Below are 18,973 nucleotides of genomic sequence, written 5' to 3' on the forward strand. Positions count from 1 at the left end.
ATTCAAACTTTTTTGTTAAATCAATAAACGCGCATAACCTTGGTGGCATGTGCCGCTTAGTTAAATAGTTTAAGTAATTAGGCACTCCTCCCATTTTATATATATTAAGTAGCTACTATGATTTCAACTGTTTGGATAAAAACAAGGTTGTTACATCAGCTACTTTAATAAGTGACAGTTTATCTGCATGGCTCCATGAAATTTTTGAGCCAACACTTTCACAACAAATAACACCTAGCGGTTTGTTATCAATAAAGTAGATGTAATCAAGCAAGGAGTAAATGTTTGATGGTTCAAAATAAACCTTGGTTAAGTTTTTAGTGATTTCGTGGTTTCTCGCATCTGATGCGTCTAATACTTTATGCTCTAAAATATAGTCAAAGTATGCAGGAAAGTCTTTAGCTTTTAAAACTGCATTACTTACTCTCTCATTTTTTTCATCAAGGCAAATTAAGCTATTAATGGCGGTATAGTCGTGATTAAACAACCATAGACTGACTCTGTCGGCATTTGAAATTAACTTTTTTAGCTCATTGCATATCTGTTTTAGCTTACGTTCACTCGTAATGTTTGGGTTACTAACTTTAACTGCTAAATTTTTGAGATTTGAGTTTTTTGGATTATAAACATTGAGCAAGCTATTTAAATGATCTTTATTAAATGGCTTCGTTAAATAGCCATCCATACCAATGTCTAAATAGTGTTCAATATCTGGTTTCATGGTGTTGGCTGTCATGGCAATAATTGGCGTTGTTTTACCTGTTTGTTGCTCTCTAATTATCTTAGTGGCTTGCACTCCATCCATCACTGGCATTTGAATGTCCATAAAAATTAAATCAACATGGTTGGCAAAAGAGTAATCAATGCATTCTTTGCCATTTTCGGTAAATATTACTTTCGCATTATGAGCTTGTAGCATTTTACTTACGACAACTTGATTTACTTTATTGTCTTCGGCAACCAAAATAGTGCACCCTTGTAAATCGGTTATTTCTTTATTTGGTTTTAATAATTCATCGAGTTCTGATGTTTCAAAGCTTTGTTGGTAAGTAAATACAGAACCTTTATCTTCTTTACTCGTGAAGTTGATTTTGCCATTCATTAAATCACTTAGCTTGGTGCAAATGGAGAGGCCAAGGCCCGTGCCCCCGTACTTTCTGGATGTAGATGAATCGGCCTGATGAAACTCTTGAAATAAATTTTGCTGTGCAGCTTTACTAATACCAATACCCGTATCGATTATTTCAAATACAATATTTTGCGTGTTTAAGGAGTTCTCTTTTACAGTGACTTTAAACTCTACCAGGCCTTGTTGTGTAAATTTAATCGCATTTGAGCATAAGTTATTTAAAATTTGAGAAACTCTGACAGGGTCGCCTTTTAGGGTTGTAGCGATATTTTTATCTATAGATGGAATAAATTTTATGCCTTTATCTGTGGCTTGTTTCATTAGTGGATTAATTACATTGTTAATGACTTCGCTCAAGTTAAAGTTAATATTCTCAATATTTAATTTACCCGCTTCAATTTTTGAAAAGTCTAAAATGTCATTTACAATATTTGAGAGTATATTCGCGGAGCTTAAAATACTTTTTAGGGCGTTATCTTTTTCTATATTTGAAGTTTCTGCTAGTCCAAACTCAGCTAAATTTAAAATGCCGTGCAGCGGGGTTCTTAGCTCGTGCGACATATTTGCTAAAAATCGACCTTTTAGAGTGTTAGCTGTATCAGCTTCTTTTTTTAGTTCTTCAAGATTTTTATTATGTATTTGTTGTTGTTTTAATGCAGTGGCCAGCTTTCTGTTGTTTAACCTGAGCTCAAGTTGTGCAATAACTTCTTTGCCAAGTATTTTCAGTGCGTTAATTTGTGTTTGAGTTAGCTTTTTTGGCTGGTCGCTGATAACACATAATGTACCAATTGTACTGCCACTAGGTGTAACTAGCGGTGTGCCCGCATAAAACCGAATGTTTGGATCGCTGGTTACTAGGGGGTTATCATAAAAACGTTCATCAAGTAGAGCGTTTTGTATTTCAAATACTTGGTCTTGCAGTATTGTATGAGAGCAAAATGCGATATCTCTTTCGGTGGAGTCTACATCGATACCATACTTTGATTTAAACCACTGCCTTTGTGGATCAACTAAGCTTATAAGTGATATGGGGGCTTCACAAATATCAGAAGCAAGTTGAGTTAAATCATCAAATACTTTTTCGGCTTCAGTATCTAATATTTCATACTCGTAAAGGGCCTTTAATCTAGATTCTTCGTCAGCTGGTATTTGTGCTTTTATCATAGTATTGCTCAATATTTATATAGATTCACTATAAGAGTAATTTAGTGATAATGACAACTTTAACATGTAGAACCGGCTAAAAAAAAGACATTGCATTTTGCTACTCTATTATTATTTTTTGAAATGTTTTTTCTATTGTGACTAATATTGGTTTTTAAACTCGTATTTTAAAATCTGCTCTAAATACTTAAAAGTAACTTTGCTAAGGTTTTTAGCTAGGTAAGCTTTTATTAAAAAGGCCTAATCCCATTTAATGATTCGGCCTTTTTAAGATTTAGGTTAATAACAATAAGAGTTATTTTTTCTTTTCGCTTGGTGCTGGTTGGCCATAATTAGGTGAACGAGGTCCATATAATAAGCCGTTGTAAACATCTGAAGAAAGTAAGCGTGTTGAAGTCATTGCTGCGATTTCAAAGCCTTTATCGGTTACCGTTTCAGCAATTTGATTGATTGCTGCAATAACAAGCATACCTACAAGGCCACCACCGCCATTACTTTGTTGTTCAGCTGAAGAGGCTCTTGCTTTGCCTTGCCATAATTGCTCGCCAGTGCGTAAATCAACTAGTGAGGCTGACACAGTTACAGCTGTTTCGCTAGAAATTACAACATAGCTAGTGCCGTATTCTTCAATAGTGATGTAAAGCGCAGAGTCTGCACCAAAAATTTCATGTAATTTATTCACCGGTACTTGGTGTACGTCGCCTGCAACAGTGAGGCCATTACCTTTAAAGGTTTGATCAACTAAAGCAACAGGAAAAACATAAAAACCCGACTCAGCTATAGGCGCGACCATTTGAGTCATCACACTGTATGGTGCAATTACTTCAGGTGTATTATTTAGCGGAGGTAAAATAATAACTGAGTGAGGGTCTGCTTGTTTAAATGCTGTGTAGTCATGTGCTGGTGGAGGTGAAACACAACCAGTGAGTAATGCGACTAATGCGACCGCTGTGTATGATTTTAAATTAAGCATATTAAGCGCCTTTCGCAGACTTTAGAAGGAAGTCGATGTAATGAACTGATTCTGGGAAAAGTGATTTCTCAGTTTCGAAGTGAGTAGTGCCTAATGAAGGATTACCCGTTTCAAAGTACAGCATACCTAGGTGAGCATGTAGGCCAGGTGCAACATTCTTACTTTTGTTTGCGGCATCGGCAATAATTTGCTCAAGCATACTAATTTGCTCTTCGGCTGTTACGTCATCTGCTTTTAAATAGGCGTATACGGCAGTGCTATAGTCGCCGTAATAGTAAATAGGTTCTTTCGTTGAGTTACAACCCGTTAGGGCTATACAAACAAATGCTAAGGTAATTAGCTTTTTCATTATTTATTGCCCCATTGGCCAGCTTCAAGACCAGTAACTAACTTGTTAACGACTTCGCGAATAGCTAGGTCAAGTACTTTGCCATTTAATGTGGCATCGTATGAAGCTGTGCTACCAAAACCAATAACTTCACGTTCTGATAGGCTGTATTCACCAGCACCTTGCACTGAATAAATAACTTCTGATGTAGTAACATCAACAACATTAAGCGTTACTTTAGCATAAGCAATTTGCGATTTACCTTTACCCAATAAACCAAAAAGCTGGCGATCGCCAATGGCTTTACGGCCAAACTCTGTTACATCACCAGTTACAACAAATTTAGCACCGCTAAGAACTTGTTTTGTACCTGTTAACTTTGCCTCTTCCGCAAGGGCTGCCATATTGTCGCGATCAAGCACACTAAAGCGATTTGTTTGTTGTAAGTGGCTCATTAGTGTTGTTTTTGCTTGGCTACCTAAACGGTCTTGGCCTGATGCAAATATACCATTTTGAAAGCTCGAACGGTTTACAAACTGACCTACGACTAGTTTGCTTTTTGCACCTGAGTAGGTTGTGTTATAGCTAGCAACAGTTGGTGTTTCTATTACTTTTGATGATGTTGTAGCACACCCAGCTAAAGACGAAGCTGTAATTGCAGCGATTACAATTGTTTTAATGTGGCTTTGGTTAATTCGCATAAATTTTTGTCCATATAGATAATTGCAGAAGTTTTTATTGATAGGCGCTTGATTTTTATACTTATAAGTCAATTACTTATTTCAAGAGTCCATTCAACTTACTTTATAAACAAAAGTTGATGTAAATACAATGTTATTTATGTTTCATACAGGTATACACAATGAAAAAGAATAAATTCTTTGTAATAACAATGCTAATTCATTAGTTTTTAAATTATTGAAAGCCTTTTTCTATAGTTGATATACAAGGAGATTTATTGAGCGCTGAGTTGTTAATTAGTAATTTTATTCAATTAACTGTAATTTTTAAAACCAATCGGCTGCAACTTGTAGTGGAGTAGGGTCGCCTTTTTCAGATACCCAAAACACTAAGGCTTGCTTTGTTGGCGATATTTTTTTAGCGCGAGGCAGGGTTAAGTCAGTTAATGATAATTGCTGCTTGGTCTGCATGTTATTTTGCTCGTAGCCAATAACAACAAAGTCGTGTTTTAACTTATGGCCTGCGTTTTCGCCGCTGTGTATTTGTGTTTCTATGCCAAAGCCTAACAGAGCTACATGGGCTATTAAGTTTTGGTTAGTATTATCTTCGATATTAACAGTATCGTATTCGAGATTAATTTTACTGTTGTTTATAGTCGCTTTTAAATTACCTAAATAACGGGCTTTAGCTACAGGAATAGCTTGTTTATAAAACCAACCTTGCCACCCGTTGCCGTTAACCATAAATCCTGGAGTAGCTACAATCCTACTTTTACCGAGTGCCTTATACGTGCGTTGTCTTTTACTAAACACAGCAGAGGCAAACGGGTCTTTCCAACCCAAATAATCCCAATAAGTAACATGAAAATTAATAGGGATTAAATCAGTCCATAGTTTTTCATCATCTGTAAACGTTGAAATCCAGCGCTCTGCTGGTGGGCAGCTACTGCAACCTTGCGATGTGTAAAGCTCTAAAAAGGTAGTCGGATTAGCTGTACTGGAAATAGTTACTTGCTCAGCAGCTTGGCTTTGAAAGCAAAAAATTATTAACCCAACAAGTGAGATTAAAAATGGATGGGATAGTGCTTTAAAAGGCATGTTACTTCTCGCAAAGGCTGATATTGCATTCAGCCTAAATGATATTTATGAATGAAGTATCACGAAATACTCACAATTAAATCACGTTTTAACTGTGTATTTTACTTAGTTAAAACTTAATTTGAACACCCGCTCAAGTTGTGCTTTAATCGTTGCTCAATTATTGAGGAACTTTACATGATTAAATTTTATTTTCACCATACTCCTAACCCAATGAAGGTTGCACTCTTTTTAGAAGAAACAGGCTTGCCGTTTGAACTTGTTCCTCTTGATACTTTAAAAGGTGAGCAACATACACCTGAATTTAAAGCAATTAATCCAAACGCTAAAGCGCCAGCAATTGTTGATGGTGAAACGCGTGTGTTCGATTCGAATGCTATTTTAATGTACCTTTCTGAAAAATATGGAAAGCTAGAAGGTAAGAGCGATGACCGCGCTGAAATGCTGTCGTGGTTAATGTTTATCGCATCTGGTTTAGGTCCGTATTCAGGGCAAAGTGTTCACTTTAGACATATGGCACCAGAAGGGCTTGATTACGCGGTTAACCGTTATTTACGTGAAGCGCAGCGCCACTACGAAGTACTTGATACACATCTTGAAGGTCGTGACTTTATTGTGGGTGATACATACACTATTGCTGATGTTTCTGCTTGGGGCTGGATTGATAAAGCACCGGTTGTATTAGGCGAAGAAGGTTTAGCACCGTATCCAAATCTTAAGCGTTGGTTTGAAAGCATTGATAGCCGCCCAGCGGTTGCACGTGCACGCGTAATTGGTACTGATGTAGCATTTAAAAAAGAGTTTGATGAAGACGCTAAAAAAGCGTTTTTCCCTTCAAATTATCCTAAAGTATAAATTGGGTAGAAGCGTTTAATTAGATGAGTAGAGCAGTTATGTTCTACTCATTTATTACTTTTATAATAGCTTTCTGCATCGAACAAGTTAACCTCTTCTGTATGCTGCTTTCGCTATTTATTTTTAGGGCGATGTATAAGTCTGAGTGAATATATATACCTTCTTTTCCTGATTTCATTCCTGCAAGTTCAAACCTTATATCACGCTTTTTAAATATTCCGTCTATGTTGGCAATGATTGGTATTTTCTTTTATGTGATTAAAGTGATTGCTAAATTAACTGGCATGAGGTTGAACACATGGTTCATCCACAGTAATTTAAGCATAGATCCAAAGAAATAAAAAACGGGCCTTCATGAAGTTATAAGTATTCACATACAAATTATTTAGGCTAACTTAAAGCCATATATCCTAAAACTTGACTCCGAGGGTATGCTATTAATTTAACACCTTGTTGATAGCTAGGCTTATCAACAAGGCGATACTGAATTATTAATTTTTAGTTGCTTCGAGGTTTGAAATGTTTTTTGTATATTCTACACGGTGATTTATATGGACATTAATTATTGTGGTGCAGTGTTCACAACAAAAATAATAAGGTTAGAATAATCGATGAATTTAAATAGGTACTAAAAGTATTAAAAAACAAAGGATAACCCCTCCACCTCTAATTTACACGTAAGCTTATTTACTTTGGGAGTTGAGTTATTACTCGTCAATCAAGTTGGTGTTAGTCTTGCAACTGCTTTTATGATGATAAAGTGAATTTATTAGTCGTATTTTCAATTATCAATAATTTTTATTAATTAGTGTTAGTAGTTTTACTAAACCACTATTTATTTAATGCGGAGATAATAGCCATGAAAGCGAATATAAGCAGTGGAGATAAAGCCACTAAAGTGGGCGGTATTTTTAACAGCGAACATAAAGCTAAAGCAACCTTTGATATTTTAAATAATGACGAGAACTTTGTAAAACAAAGCATAAGGCTAATTCCACCTCACGATCAACATTACGATGAAAAGGTCGAGCCTGAAGATAAAAAAATTGCTAAAACTATGTTGAAATCACACTTAGTATTTGCCGTAGTTGGTCTTGTTGTTGGTGTGATCATTGCCAGTATACTCTTTTTATTAGAGTTTGAATTTTTACAACAACACATCCTAGAAACATATGTTTCGATAAGTATTCTTTGTACTTTTGTTGGTGTACTAATTGCTGGAGCTTTTTCGTTAAGGCCAGATCACGATGATTTGATCAATAATATAAGAGAAGCAACTCGCTCGGGTCTGTGGGCGATTGTTGTACATACTGATTCTCACGAGGAAATGGAAAAAGCAAAAGATCTTATGCAGCCATACGCTGTATCAATATCGACGACTTTATAATGCTAATTGATATAATAATTTAACCAACAAGGTTGTATAATAGCGTTGTTGGTTAAACCGTATTATAACTTAGCTGCTCTATTGATGTGACTTCATTATCAGAAGCCTGTTAATAATTTAGCTATTTTAGCCCATTAAATAGCTTATGTAGTGAATTGAAAATAACTTACACAGTTATAGGGGGCTTAGCTGTTCAACGAATAATAAAATACAGTGACTCTTTTTTATTTTTATTGCCGTTTATAATTTACAACACGGCTAATTCTTCCTAATTGGTATGCGCTTCAAATAAGTCAACTTCGTCGGTAGGCTGGCTTACTCTATTTTTTTGTAGCGCAACATATAGATCGGAGTGAATATATATACCTTCTTTTCCCGACTTCATTCCTGCAATATCAAACCACGAAAGTAGTTGGCGTTTTCTACCTGCAAGTTCAAGCCTTATATCGCGCTTTTTAAATATAACGTCGAGGTCGGCAAGCATGGCCATTACGCTTAAATCTAAGTGAGTAAAGCAGGGCACAGCGTCAATTATTACACATTGGGTGTCGTCTTTTTGCCTTGCGTATTGCTCAAGTAATCTGCGTTTAAAGTAGCTGGCATTAAAGTAAGTTAAAGGTGAATTAAAGCGATAAATAAACACGCCTTGCACTGCCTTTGCTTTATCTGTGGCGTCTAAGCTTCTTACTACACCGTTAACATCTACGCCGAGTATATTGTCGGTTGGGCGCATAACAGTGCGAATAAATTGAAATAACCCCAGTAATACAGCAAGTGTGATCCCTGGTATAACGCCAATAAATAACACCGCAAGTAAGGTGGCTGAGGCGAGATAAAATGCCTGTTTATCTTTTCGTTTTAATTGCCAAACAGCTTTTAAATCGAGTAAATGAACAGAGGCAATAATAAGTACAACACCCAGCGCTGCGCTTGGAATAAACTCAAGCGGGGCTGTTAAAAAAACGGCTATGACCGCAATAATAGCTGCTGCAATTATTGATACTAACTGCGTTTTACCACCCGTTGCATCGTTAACTGCGGTGCGAGAGTCGGCGCCACTAACTGCAAAACCTTGCGAAAGAGCTGACGCTATATTGGCAATACCTAGCGCTCTAAATTCCTTATCGGCATCTATGTCGTAGCCATTTTTAGCAGCAAAACTGCGGGCAGTTAGCATCATACTTACAAAACTCACGATGGCTAAGTTAAGTGCGGGTACCACTAGCTCACGAATAATTCCTAAATCAAAAACAGGAGTATTAAAAACGGGAAGTCCGCCAGTTACGGTGCCAATAGTTTTTATATCAAGTTGTTTTAAATCAAAAATCCATACCAAAATCGCACCAAATGCAATGGCAAACATTGATGCCGGCCACGTGGGTTTTATGCGTTTCATGGCAAAGTAAACCGCCAATGTGAACAAGGCCATTAACAAGGTGGGAACATGTGTTTGCGCTAGGTATGTGGGTACACCACCTAGGCGTTCAAGTAGGTAGCGCTCGTCAAAGGTAAAACCGAATACTTTAGAAAATTGACCAACAATAATAGTGATGGCTACGCCATTTAATAAGCCCATTAAAATAGGTTTAGATAAAAAGTCGGCTAATACGCCTAGCTTAAATTTACTAGCTATAAAACACCAAAAGCCGGTCATAGCGGTCATGGTGACAACAAGTTGCCAATGTTTAAAGCTGTCACCTGCAGCAAGAGGGGTTACTACGGCTGCAATAACGGCGCAGGTGGCGGCATCAGGGCCAACTATTAGTTGTTTGGAAGTGCCAAAAAGAGCATATAGCATCATTGGCAGTATGCAAGAATATAACCCTACGGCGGCGTTAACACCGGTTAGTTGTGCGTAAGCAATGGCAACAGGTAAAGCTACGGCAGCTACCGATAGCGCCGCTCTTACATCATCAGCAAACCATTGTCGCTCGTAGTGCAGCAATGTATCTAAACCCGGCATAAAATTATATAAACGCGACAGCACTGCAATTTTCCTGTTGGTGGTAACGCTTCGATAGTAAATTTAATAACAAAATAAGTATAGCTAGGACGGTGGTTATTTTAATAAATTGCAGGTGATTATTTATCAAGATATTAAATTTATAATTTGGCAGAAAAGTTAATTATAAAAGTTAATGCTCCTGAGGAGTTTGTCTTTTTAGTCAGATTATGTGCATGGTATTAATCTACTGATATCGAACGCCTCTGGAAATAACCAAATCTAAAATCTAGTTTTTAAATTTTTTAAGGTTATTTAGCTCCACATGCCGGATATAACTCAAGTACTTCTGTTACTACTTGTGCAAATAAGGCTTGTTCTTGCTGTGTTAAATCTATAGCAGGTATAAATGGCATTGTGTCTGTTAATTCTGAGGTAATGATTTGATAAAAGGTCATCGCTGTAAGGACATTGCCTGCATAGGATGCGTGATTACCGTCGGCACTATGAAGGTTTATACTAGGCATTATTTCTAATACTCGATTCCATACAAAGCCAACAGGCGCTATGCAGCTAGGTTGTTTTTTACTGATTGATAAATGGATGTCGTAAACCAGCTTTGCTTCTGTGGGATCCCCTTTTTGAGGATGCTCCGGAAATAAAATTGGTGTGATTTTATGCTCTTTTGCGTTCGAGATTAATCGCTCAGTTGCACTCGTAGGGTAGTCAGTCGAACCTGATTGTGAGTACTTTTGTCCTTGAAAAATAGCATGACTCCAATTATCACTTTTTAATTTATCGACATTCGCATCTACGGCGACTATTTCATCTAAAAATCGGCCACTGACAGTCATCGTTTTAACTGAAGTGTTAGGTAATTGCGCTGTAATAATCGTATTTAATAATCCCCCTAACTGCGAACTATGGCTATTTCCATAGATAATTATTTTGTAGTCATTTAGGGGACTGTTGTTAATGATTGCTGTTGATTTTATTATTTCAGTATTTACAGCCACTTTTGTTTCACTTCCCCCAGAGCCGCATGCTGTTAATAATAGTAATGATAATGTGATTGATATTGTTGTTATATATTTTAGAGACATTGTTAATCCTTTTTCGTACCAATTATGAGTACGGCATTTGGAATGCTAGACACTTTATAACCAAGTCGCAAGGTTACTTGGTTTTGGTGGAATTTTTATGGTGTTTATGTTGTGCGCTAAAGGTGATGTGCAGGAGGTTGATATTGTTTACACGGTAGCTAAATTTTAGTTTGGAGTATTATTCAATGATAATTTTATTGCTTTAAATAAATATTCAGTTATAAAAATTGTGTTGTGTTTTAACAAAAGTGTCATTTTTTTATAGACGTAAAAAAGCCTGCATAAAAGCAGGCTTTAGTTTCTAGGGAAAATTAAAATTTAGCACGAATACCAAAGCTGTAACGGCGATCCGCTTCAGTGTACTTCCAAGCACCACCTAGTTCAGATAGGTAGATAGAAGGCTCACCCGTTAAGTTAGTCGCATTACCTACTAAGGTCACGTTTTCGTTAATATCCCAGCTTGCAGAGAAATCTAACTGGCCTCTGTCGTCACGATAGTTATTACCGTAAACAGTGCCTTCTGCTGAAATACTGCCGTCTGAGTTAATATTTTCTACACGTTTCTCGTTTTCAGTATCTAAGAAACTGTCACGGTAGTTATAAGCGATACGAGTAGAGAACCCTTCGTATTCCCAAAATACTTGTAAGTTGTACGTATTTTTAGAAATATCTAATAACGGGTTGCCGTTTGGTTGTTCGCTGTCTGCATACGTGTAGTTTGCATTAATACCTAAGCCAGAAAATGCACCAGGTAAGCTTGTGAAGAACTGTTGGTAACCAACTTCAAAACCTTGTACTGAGCCGTTTTCGCCATTTACATTTTTAACTGTATCGATACCCGTTAGTCCTGCATCACGCAAGCCCGCAACATGGTTAAAGCCATCAGCATCTACTGGGAAGTCAGTTGCATCTGAGTAAACTAGGTTGTCTTGTGATACACCTGCAACGTCAAGCTGACATACTTGGTTCCACTGAGTTACGTTTTGACCTGTTGAAGTGCTTGATGCAGCTTGACAGCTACTCTCGTTACTTAAGAAAGACTCAACATCTTTATAAAATACAGCGAAAGAAAGTACATTACCTTCATCAAAGTAATGCTCTACAGATAAGTCGTATTGCGTTGCGCGGTATGGTTCTAAATCAATAGAGCCTTGCGTTGCACCTGTAATGTCGTTATTAACGTCAAACGCAGGGCTTAGCTCGCTAAAGTCAGCGCGTCGCATAACTTTTGCAGCAGCAAAGCGGAATAATGTTTCGTCTGAGTAGTTATACGTAACGTTTAAGCTTGGTAAAAAGTCGCTGTAGTCATTGTCGCCAGTTACTTTTTCGCCGTTAAGGAACACGCTTGATTCTAAATCTGTAGTCACATAACGACCACCCACAATTGCAGTAATGTTATCAAAGTCTAAGTACGCTGATACGTACACAGCAGCTGTATCTTCAACTACGTTACGGTATGCGCTTTCTTGGAACTCTTGATTATCTGAAAGACTGCCTGTTGACGCTAGGTTTGTGCCTGCAAGTAACTGCTGAAGTTGAGCATAAGTATTTGCTGGGTTAGATAAACCGTTGTAGCTTAAAAACGTTAGTAGGTCGTTTTGCCCTGAATGACCTAATTGGTCAAATGAGTTGTCGTGGCTAACTGTTGTGAAGCTATTTGAAAAAGCGGCGTTGTAGTCATCAACCCATAAAGTAGCTAAGGAACCATCTGAGTCGTTAAATGCATTTTTGTAAATGTCTTTAATTTCTACTTTGTATTGCTCGTATTCGTAATCACGGTTAGTAACACGTACACCTGCTTTTACTTTAGACACCCAGCTCAAGCTGCTGAGTGGCTCAAACATTTCAACATCAAAACGAATAGCTGTTTCGTCATTATCTGTTCTTCTATCTTCACTTTTAAACGTACGTAGTGCTAAGTTTTGTGGGTCAGTAAATGCATTTGGATCTGAATGAATGATGCTTGGTAATTTATTACCGTTTTGAGAAAATGCACCATCATATAAATGGTTTACTAAATCAACACCGCCGCTTGCTTCAAATGTTGATTTTTCGATTGGGCGAAGTGTAAATTCAGAATCTGGTCTTACACTTTCTGATGATGCTACCGCAATTTCACCAGAGATTTTTATACTGTCAGTAAGGTTCCACTCTGCACCAAGTGCATTTGAAAATGAGTCGGTTTCACGAAAGTCACTGTATGTTTTAGGAATACCAAATTCGTTGGTTAACGTATAATTATTTACGCCGTTAGCATCTTGAGTTGTATTTGCATCTGTTGATAGTGAACCTGCAACACCTAATATAGAGTTACCACTTTGCTCACCAGAGCGTTTAGTGCCACTTAAATCTAGATACACCATGCCATTACCAGATTGCGGTGCCCACTGAAGTGATAAATTTACAGCAGTACGTTTACGTTGTTCTACGTATTGTTCAACACTGTGCTCGTCTCGTACGATAGCGTTGCCACTTGATGTATTACCTTCTTGGCCATTAATTTCGATGTCTTGAGGTTTAACACGGCTAGACGTTTCATCTTGACGAATTTCGCGGTCTTGAAACGAAAACATAGCAATGGCACCAAAGGTACCCATTTCATCAAAATCCCAATTGTTACCAAGTGAACCGCTAAAAATAGGCGCTACTTTTTCTGTTTTATCAGCGTACTCACCATCTAATGAAACAGCACCAGTTAGTTTATCTAGCTCTAATGGGCGAACCGTTTTTAGACTAACTGTTCCGCCTAATGCACCTTCGATCATATCGGCAGTAGGAGACTTAACGACTTCTACCGTTTTTAAGAAACTTGATGGGTAATCTTGTAAGCTAATACCGTCACGAGAGTCACCAATAGTAGAGCGACCATTTAATTCAACACGGTTTTGAGGTAAGCCACGAATCGAAACACTGTCACCCACACCAAAATCGGTATTAATAGATACACCAGTAATACGTTGCAGTGCTTCTGCAATATTATTATCAGGTAACTTACCAATGTCTTCAGCAACAATCGCATCTACAATACGTCCGTCAGTACGCTTAAGCATAGCGGCGGCTTTCATACTACCTAGCATGCCTTTTACTTCAATAACTTCAATATCTGCAGCTGCTGTTTCTGAAGCTGTCGGAGCCTCTTGCGCTGCAATAGTAGAAGAAGCCATTAATAAAAGGGCTGCTGCACTGATTGTTGTAGAGCTACTTCTTTTATGTTTATTAATTAATGTTGAAGTAATTTGATTGAGTTTCATGTATCTCTCCCGTTTGGGTACGACTTACGTCATTGTGTGTGTTGTTACTTGGTTTGGTTAACCAATTTAACTGCTGTTTCCCTGTAGTGTGTCATACAGGTGGTATGGTTGAAATTAGTCCAATTCAGCTTTTATTACAACCTTTGTTTACCAAAAATTCACAAGGTGTATTACAAAGTGTTCTTTTATTTTGCTTATATTTAATAAATTTAATGGCTTATGCTGTATTTTTATTTTTTATATTTTGAGTGAATTTTATTGAAGTATGTTTACCAAAGGCGTTTTTTTATATTATTTGTACTATTAAATACATTTTTTAGTACTGTTTTTAAATTTTATGTCGTACTTTTATACGTATTTAGTTTGTTTTTTAAGTGATGTTAAAATGATAATATGTTCATTGAAGGTCGGGTATGGCTTATAAATTTACGAAATAGTGAGGAGTATAAAATCATTCAATTTTCTATTGGTTATTTTTTTTGGTAATACCAATTTTCTATTGTTTTTATATTAATTTTGTATTAGAGCTTACTGATACATATCTATATATGATAATAAATAGAGTGATTTTTACGCAAAAAAAAGCCCAGCATATTAATGCTGGGCTTTCTTAGATTTAATATATTAGCTTTTTAGCTCGCCTGTAGATGATTCTAAATGGGCTCTAATAAACCACTGAAATTGCTCTAGGTCAGCTAATTGGCTGGTGATCATATCTTCAGACACTGGATCTAGCTCAGAAAGAGTCTCAATTGCTTTGCGATGATCGGCATTAACGCCGTTGTATACTTTATCAAGTGCGGCTAAATGCTCGGTTACTAACCCTTTACCTACTGAGTATTCGTTCCATGTACGACGATCTACAATAGATTTAGGCGTACCGACAGGTACTCCACCAAGAGTCGCAATTCGCTCTGCAATGGTATCTGTCATTTCGCGGACAATGTCTACCTGTGGGTCTATCATTTCGTGTACGCCAATAAAGTTTGGTCCCACTACGTTCCAGTGAATGTGCTTTAAAGTAAGCTGTAAGTCTATCAATGCAACCATGCGGTTATCGAGCTTTGCTATTGTTTTTTGAGCTGATTCGTCACTCATACCTGGCGCGGTAAATTTAGTTGTTTTGTTTGATTCGTTATTGTTACTCATAATTTCTCCTACTTAAGTAATGTGTTGCTCATATAAAATGTTGCGTTATGAGCGTGACTTAAACTTAATGAAGCAACTGCTATGCCGTAAGTGAGTTTTTTAAAAATAACCTTAAAAACATGGTGTTATGTTTTTTATTGAGGTTTTAGGTGATGAAGGGAGCATTTGATTTTTGAAAAGCCTGCATACATTTGTAAAATCTGCAGACTTTAATTTAATAACGCTTAAGTGTATTTAAACTTTGGCTATATATTCGTGCGCTTTTAAAACATCGAGCGGCACTATTTCTAATGATTTTTTATTTGTAGCTTCAAGTACCACTGGTGGCGCAACGTTTGCTGAAATAGCATGAAGCCATCTTACTGCACACAAGCACCATTTATCACCGGCTTTTAAACCTTCAAAATCGTAAAGAGGGTTTGGGCTTATTAAGTCGTTATCTTGTGATTTTGAAAATTGTAAAAACTCGTCAGTCATAATTGCACATACACTGTGATTGCCAAGATCTGATTCTGGTACATAACAAAATCCTTCACGTGTGTAGCCACCATTACCGCAACATAGTTTTAAACGTGTGCCAAGTACATTAAGTTGATTCGCCATGAAATACCTTAGTTTGTGGTGTTTAATAAATTTACTCTATCAGGAGTAACTCGCTTGAGATAGCTATAAAACTTAAAAGAGGGAAGGGGGTCTACACAAACTTAAGCCCGCAGCAAAATTGCGGGCTTAGTATTATTTATTTAATACGCAGTGCCATACAATCGCTATGGCCGTTTATGATCATGCTTTTATCAACGCGTGCGCCACCACCAGAGTATTTTCCGGCAGCTGTAAAACTACATATTTGTACAAAGTAATCATCTACTTTGGGCAGTGCAAATAGTTGTTGGTATATTTGGTCTTGCTCGGCAAAGTGCCCAGTTGTTTTTTCTATAACTTGCTGCTGTTCATCAACAAGTTGAATATTAGCGCCACAGCGTCCTACTATTGGTTTAACTACATATCCGGTTTGTAATAACTCGTCGTTAAGATCAAACGCGGTATTAAGTAAATATTTATGATTAGGGAATAAGCTCCACAGTATTGGCAAAATAGCTTTGTTACTAGGAATTAATGTCCACAGCGGTTCAAACACCATGACATTTTTACGCAGTAATACATCAACTAAGCGTGGCGTTTCACCAATTTTGAATTGTGGTTCAAAGTTATCACCTAATGATTGATCGGCTTCGCATTCTTCACGGATTTGATCAAGTGCGGTTTCCCACGACCACGTTTTCCATACATAACTCAGTTGTGCGCCATCTGCATCTATTATGTTGCCCGATTCATTCCAGCGAAGTGTGCTTAAGCCAATTACTAACTTACACTCAAAACCAGCTGCTTCAATGGCTTCTTTCATAAATAATGCATGGTAATGCTCTTCTGGTTCATCATCTTGCAGAATATGAACAAGACCTTTTACCTCACTTTTACGCCATGCCTTTACTAGGTCTTTAAATAAATTTTGGCCTGCATCTACACCTGTTTTAACACCAAAGTGTTTTGCCCATTTACCCTGAACCTTACCGCTTTCCATATAACACGATGCCGAATCGCAATTGTATTCGTAAACTTTTAAACCTGCTGTGGTTAGAGCAAAGTCAAACCGACTGGTAATTAATTGGTTTAAGCGGTTATCCCACGATTGGCGAATTTTATTAAGCACAACATCGGGTAAATTGAACTTTTTTAATAACTCAGGGTGCTGCAGTACATAGTCGGTTGCATGCATAAATAAGCCATGTAGCTCATTTGTAGCATGCTCAATGCTTTGCTGCGCCGTTTGAGATATCGCAAAGTAATTATGTTGATCCTCAGCTACTGATGTAAGTTTATAGCCTTGCATCATTTCTACGTAGGCAGCTTCATCGTCATTCGCAATATTTAACCATGATTTGTTTGCTTGGCCTGTATCTACTGCTTTATGGGCTTCTATAATAAATAAGTCGGTGTTTAGCTCTGACGTTGGCTCAGCATATTCTGTTTCATCAGTTTGTGTCATCCAGCCTAAAATAGTGGCGTCGCTGTAAGAGCACTCAATCCAATAGTCGCCACCTTTAGTTACTTTTGCTTTTAGTTCACGACACCAGCTTTGATCTTTTGGCCATATTTGATGTCCTACATTTTGCTCAGCAAGGCGTATTTTATCTTCATATACTTCAACAACGACAGCAACATGGCCTGTTTCTTCAAACTCGCCGCCTTCTTCCCAAATAAGTAAGCTACCTACCTGAGGATGATGTTTAGCACCGTTTTTAAACGCGTTTAGTGGCAGTCTGTTTTGACTATTTACATCGCGCACAGAACGCAGCTCAAAAATATCGTAAGCCATAGCAATATCATCAAAAATATAACTATGGTTGAGATACATCCATCGACGTGCAAACTCAACGCATTGCCATTTATAGCCCATGTAAATGCCATCAAGGTAACTACGAAAGGCGCTACGATTAGGATAAATACTTTCGTCAGCCGTATCATAATCAGATGAATAAACAGCAACATTACCAGGTGCATAACCTAATAAGGTACCAAAATCACTAGCAGGAGCAGAAGATTTCATAAACAAAGGTGTTCAAAATAAAGGTGTGATAATTTGCTGACTATATGAGCGAAACTGCGTTATAGCAAGATATAACTGGGTTTAATTTTTAATTAAATATTGGCGCTAAATAGGGCTTAAAATTATATTTTATCAATCCATAGTTTTAAAAGCAGTAGTTAAAAAATCCCTCCTTCAAAGCGCTTATACATGTAAAACTGAACCTATATTCGTACTTTGGTTAATTTTTTGTTAAACTGTTGCGTTTGGTGTAGTTGAAACTAGTTAAAACTAATTAAAAGTTTTTAAAACAGGAAAAACAATGGAAGACATAATAAACAACATTGATATTAATCAATATTTACCCGCTGCAATTACGTGGGCAACCAACATATTACTAGCGATTGCAATTTTGCTTGCGGGCTTATGGTTAGCGGGCAAAGTACGCAATTTAATTATTGGCTTATGCCATAAATACACTCATCTTGATGACACGCTTTTTCGCTTTTTAGGCAGCATGGCTCGATACATCATATTAGCGTTCGTTATTATTGCTGTGTTAAATCGCTTTGGTGTACAAACAGCCTCTATTATTGCTTTGCTAGGTGCTGCGGGACTTGCTATAGGCTTGGCGTTACAAGGTGCAATGTCGAACCTTGCAGCAGGCGTTATGCTACTAGTTTTCAGACCTTATAAAGTGAATGACTTTATTGAGGCAGCAGGGCGTTTTGGTAAAGTAACAGAAGTAGATATGTTTACTACTATTTTACAAACGTTCGATAACCAACAGGTTATTATTCCAAATAGTCAAATTTTGGGCGCGCAAATTATAAACCATTCACATCATCCAATTCGTGGTGTGGATATGCATTTTGGTGTTGCTTACGGTGAAGATACAACGGCTGTACGTAAAGTTATAGATGGCGTACTTGCAGCGCACCCACACATACTAAAAGATCCCGCTCCTTTTGTTGAAGTAGAAACTCTTAACAACAGCTCAGTAGACTTTTTAGTAAGACCTTTTTGTAAGGGCGAGCATTACTTCGATATTCTTTACACTGTGCCAGAGTTAATTAAAAAAGCACTGGATGAAAACAACATCGAAATACCTTTCCCACATCGTAAAGTTATTTTAGTTAACGAAAGCAAAGATTAACTAAATTTAAAACGATTTAAACCTAAGGGCACTTTTAAAGTGCTCTTTTTTTGTTTGCCCAGCGAAGCTGGCAAACCCGATAGGCTGAAAGATGCCTTATTACCCTGACTAAGGGGAAGATAATCTGAATGGCAAGGGCGTCACTGGCCAACGGTGGGGTCTGAAGGAAGC

Annotated in this window: 14 protein-coding genes; 3 read left to right on the top strand and 11 right to left on the bottom strand. The window is 37.3% G+C overall.

Annotated elements, in window-relative coordinates:
* Window positions 1–115 precede the first annotated feature (115 nt).
* From H4J63_RS13855 to H4J63_RS13875, 5 genes are all read right to left on the bottom strand, one after another.
* Window positions 116–2,293, bottom strand: coding sequence for a response regulator (locus H4J63_RS13855; RefSeq protein ID WP_182197133.1), 2,178 nt, complete (start codon window positions 2,291–2,293; stop codon window positions 116–118).
* Between the two features lie 295 nt (window positions 2,294–2,588).
* A complete protein-coding gene (locus H4J63_RS13860) occupies window positions 2,589–3,266 on the bottom strand; it encodes a DUF799 domain-containing protein (protein WP_182197135.1) in 678 nt (225 codons plus the stop codon).
* 1 nt (window position 3,267) lies between these two features.
* Complete coding sequence (locus H4J63_RS13865; protein ID WP_008165258.1) at window positions 3,268–3,615, bottom strand: DUF4810 domain-containing protein; 348 nt, start codon at window positions 3,613–3,615, stop codon at window positions 3,268–3,270.
* Window positions 3,615–4,295: a CsgG/HfaB family protein gene (locus H4J63_RS13870; protein ID WP_076923668.1), complete on the bottom strand. Its 681-nt coding sequence runs from the start codon at window positions 4,293–4,295 to the stop codon at window positions 3,615–3,617. The genes H4J63_RS13865 and H4J63_RS13870 overlap by 1 nt, the downstream gene beginning before the upstream one ends.
* A 306-nt stretch (window positions 4,296–4,601) precedes the next feature.
* The gene (locus H4J63_RS13875) at window positions 4,602–5,372 is read right to left on the bottom strand and encodes a DUF1223 domain-containing protein (RefSeq protein ID WP_182197137.1); all 771 of its coding nucleotides are present in this window, start codon (window positions 5,370–5,372) and stop codon (window positions 4,602–4,604) included.
* A 177-nt stretch (window positions 5,373–5,549) separates the two neighbouring features.
* Between H4J63_RS13875 and H4J63_RS13880 the strand changes: the two genes are divergently transcribed.
* Both H4J63_RS13880 and H4J63_RS13885 read left to right on the top strand, forming a co-directional pair.
* Window positions 5,550–6,227, top strand: a complete 678-nt coding sequence (locus tag H4J63_RS13880; protein WP_024590248.1) for a glutathione S-transferase family protein — start codon at window positions 5,550–5,552, stop codon at window positions 6,225–6,227.
* 859 nt (window positions 6,228–7,086) lie between these two features.
* A complete protein-coding gene (locus H4J63_RS13885) occupies window positions 7,087–7,614 on the top strand; it encodes a hypothetical protein (protein ID WP_182197138.1) in 528 nt (175 codons plus the stop codon).
* 268 nt (window positions 7,615–7,882) lie between these two features.
* Here the strand turns inward: H4J63_RS13885 and H4J63_RS13890 are convergent, their stop codons facing one another.
* The 6 genes from H4J63_RS13890 to gss form a co-directional block, all read right to left on the bottom strand.
* Entirely contained in the window at window positions 7,883–9,601 is a 1,719-nt protein-coding gene (locus H4J63_RS13890) for a SulP family inorganic anion transporter (protein ID WP_182197140.1), read from the bottom strand.
* Window positions 9,602–9,867: 266 nt separating this feature from the next.
* Window positions 9,868–10,659 (bottom strand): hypothetical protein, encoded by a 792-nt coding sequence (locus H4J63_RS13895; protein ID WP_182197141.1) that lies wholly within the window; start codon window positions 10,657–10,659, stop codon window positions 9,868–9,870.
* 311 nt (window positions 10,660–10,970) lie between these two features.
* Window positions 10,971–13,910, bottom strand: coding sequence for a TonB-dependent receptor (locus H4J63_RS13900; protein ID WP_182197143.1), 2,940 nt, complete (start codon window positions 13,908–13,910; stop codon window positions 10,971–10,973).
* 624 nt (window positions 13,911–14,534) lie between these two features.
* Window positions 14,535–15,059 (bottom strand): DNA starvation/stationary phase protection protein Dps, encoded by a 525-nt coding sequence (dps, locus tag H4J63_RS13905; protein ID WP_076923661.1) that lies wholly within the window; start codon window positions 15,057–15,059, stop codon window positions 14,535–14,537.
* Between the two features lie 234 nt (window positions 15,060–15,293).
* The gene (locus tag H4J63_RS13910; protein ID WP_182197145.1) at window positions 15,294–15,662 is read right to left on the bottom strand and encodes a DUF2237 family protein; all 369 of its coding nucleotides are present in this window, start codon (window positions 15,660–15,662) and stop codon (window positions 15,294–15,296) included.
* A 136-nt stretch (window positions 15,663–15,798) separates the two neighbouring features.
* Window positions 15,799–17,667, bottom strand: coding sequence for a bifunctional glutathionylspermidine amidase/synthase (gene gss, locus H4J63_RS13915; RefSeq protein ID WP_182197146.1), 1,869 nt, complete (start codon window positions 17,665–17,667; stop codon window positions 15,799–15,801).
* Window positions 17,668–17,968: 301 nt separating this feature from the next.
* On the opposite strand from gss, the gene H4J63_RS13920 reads away from it, so the two are divergent.
* A complete protein-coding gene (locus tag H4J63_RS13920; RefSeq protein ID WP_182197148.1) occupies window positions 17,969–18,802 on the top strand; it encodes a mechanosensitive ion channel family protein in 834 nt (277 codons plus the stop codon).
* The last annotated feature ends 171 nt before the right edge of the window (window positions 18,803–18,973 follow it).

Origin of the sequence: Pseudoalteromonas sp. 5Ae-yellow, assembly GCF_014077565.1 — a bacterium.
Classification (GTDB): Bacteria; Pseudomonadota; Gammaproteobacteria; order Enterobacterales; family Alteromonadaceae; genus Pseudoalteromonas.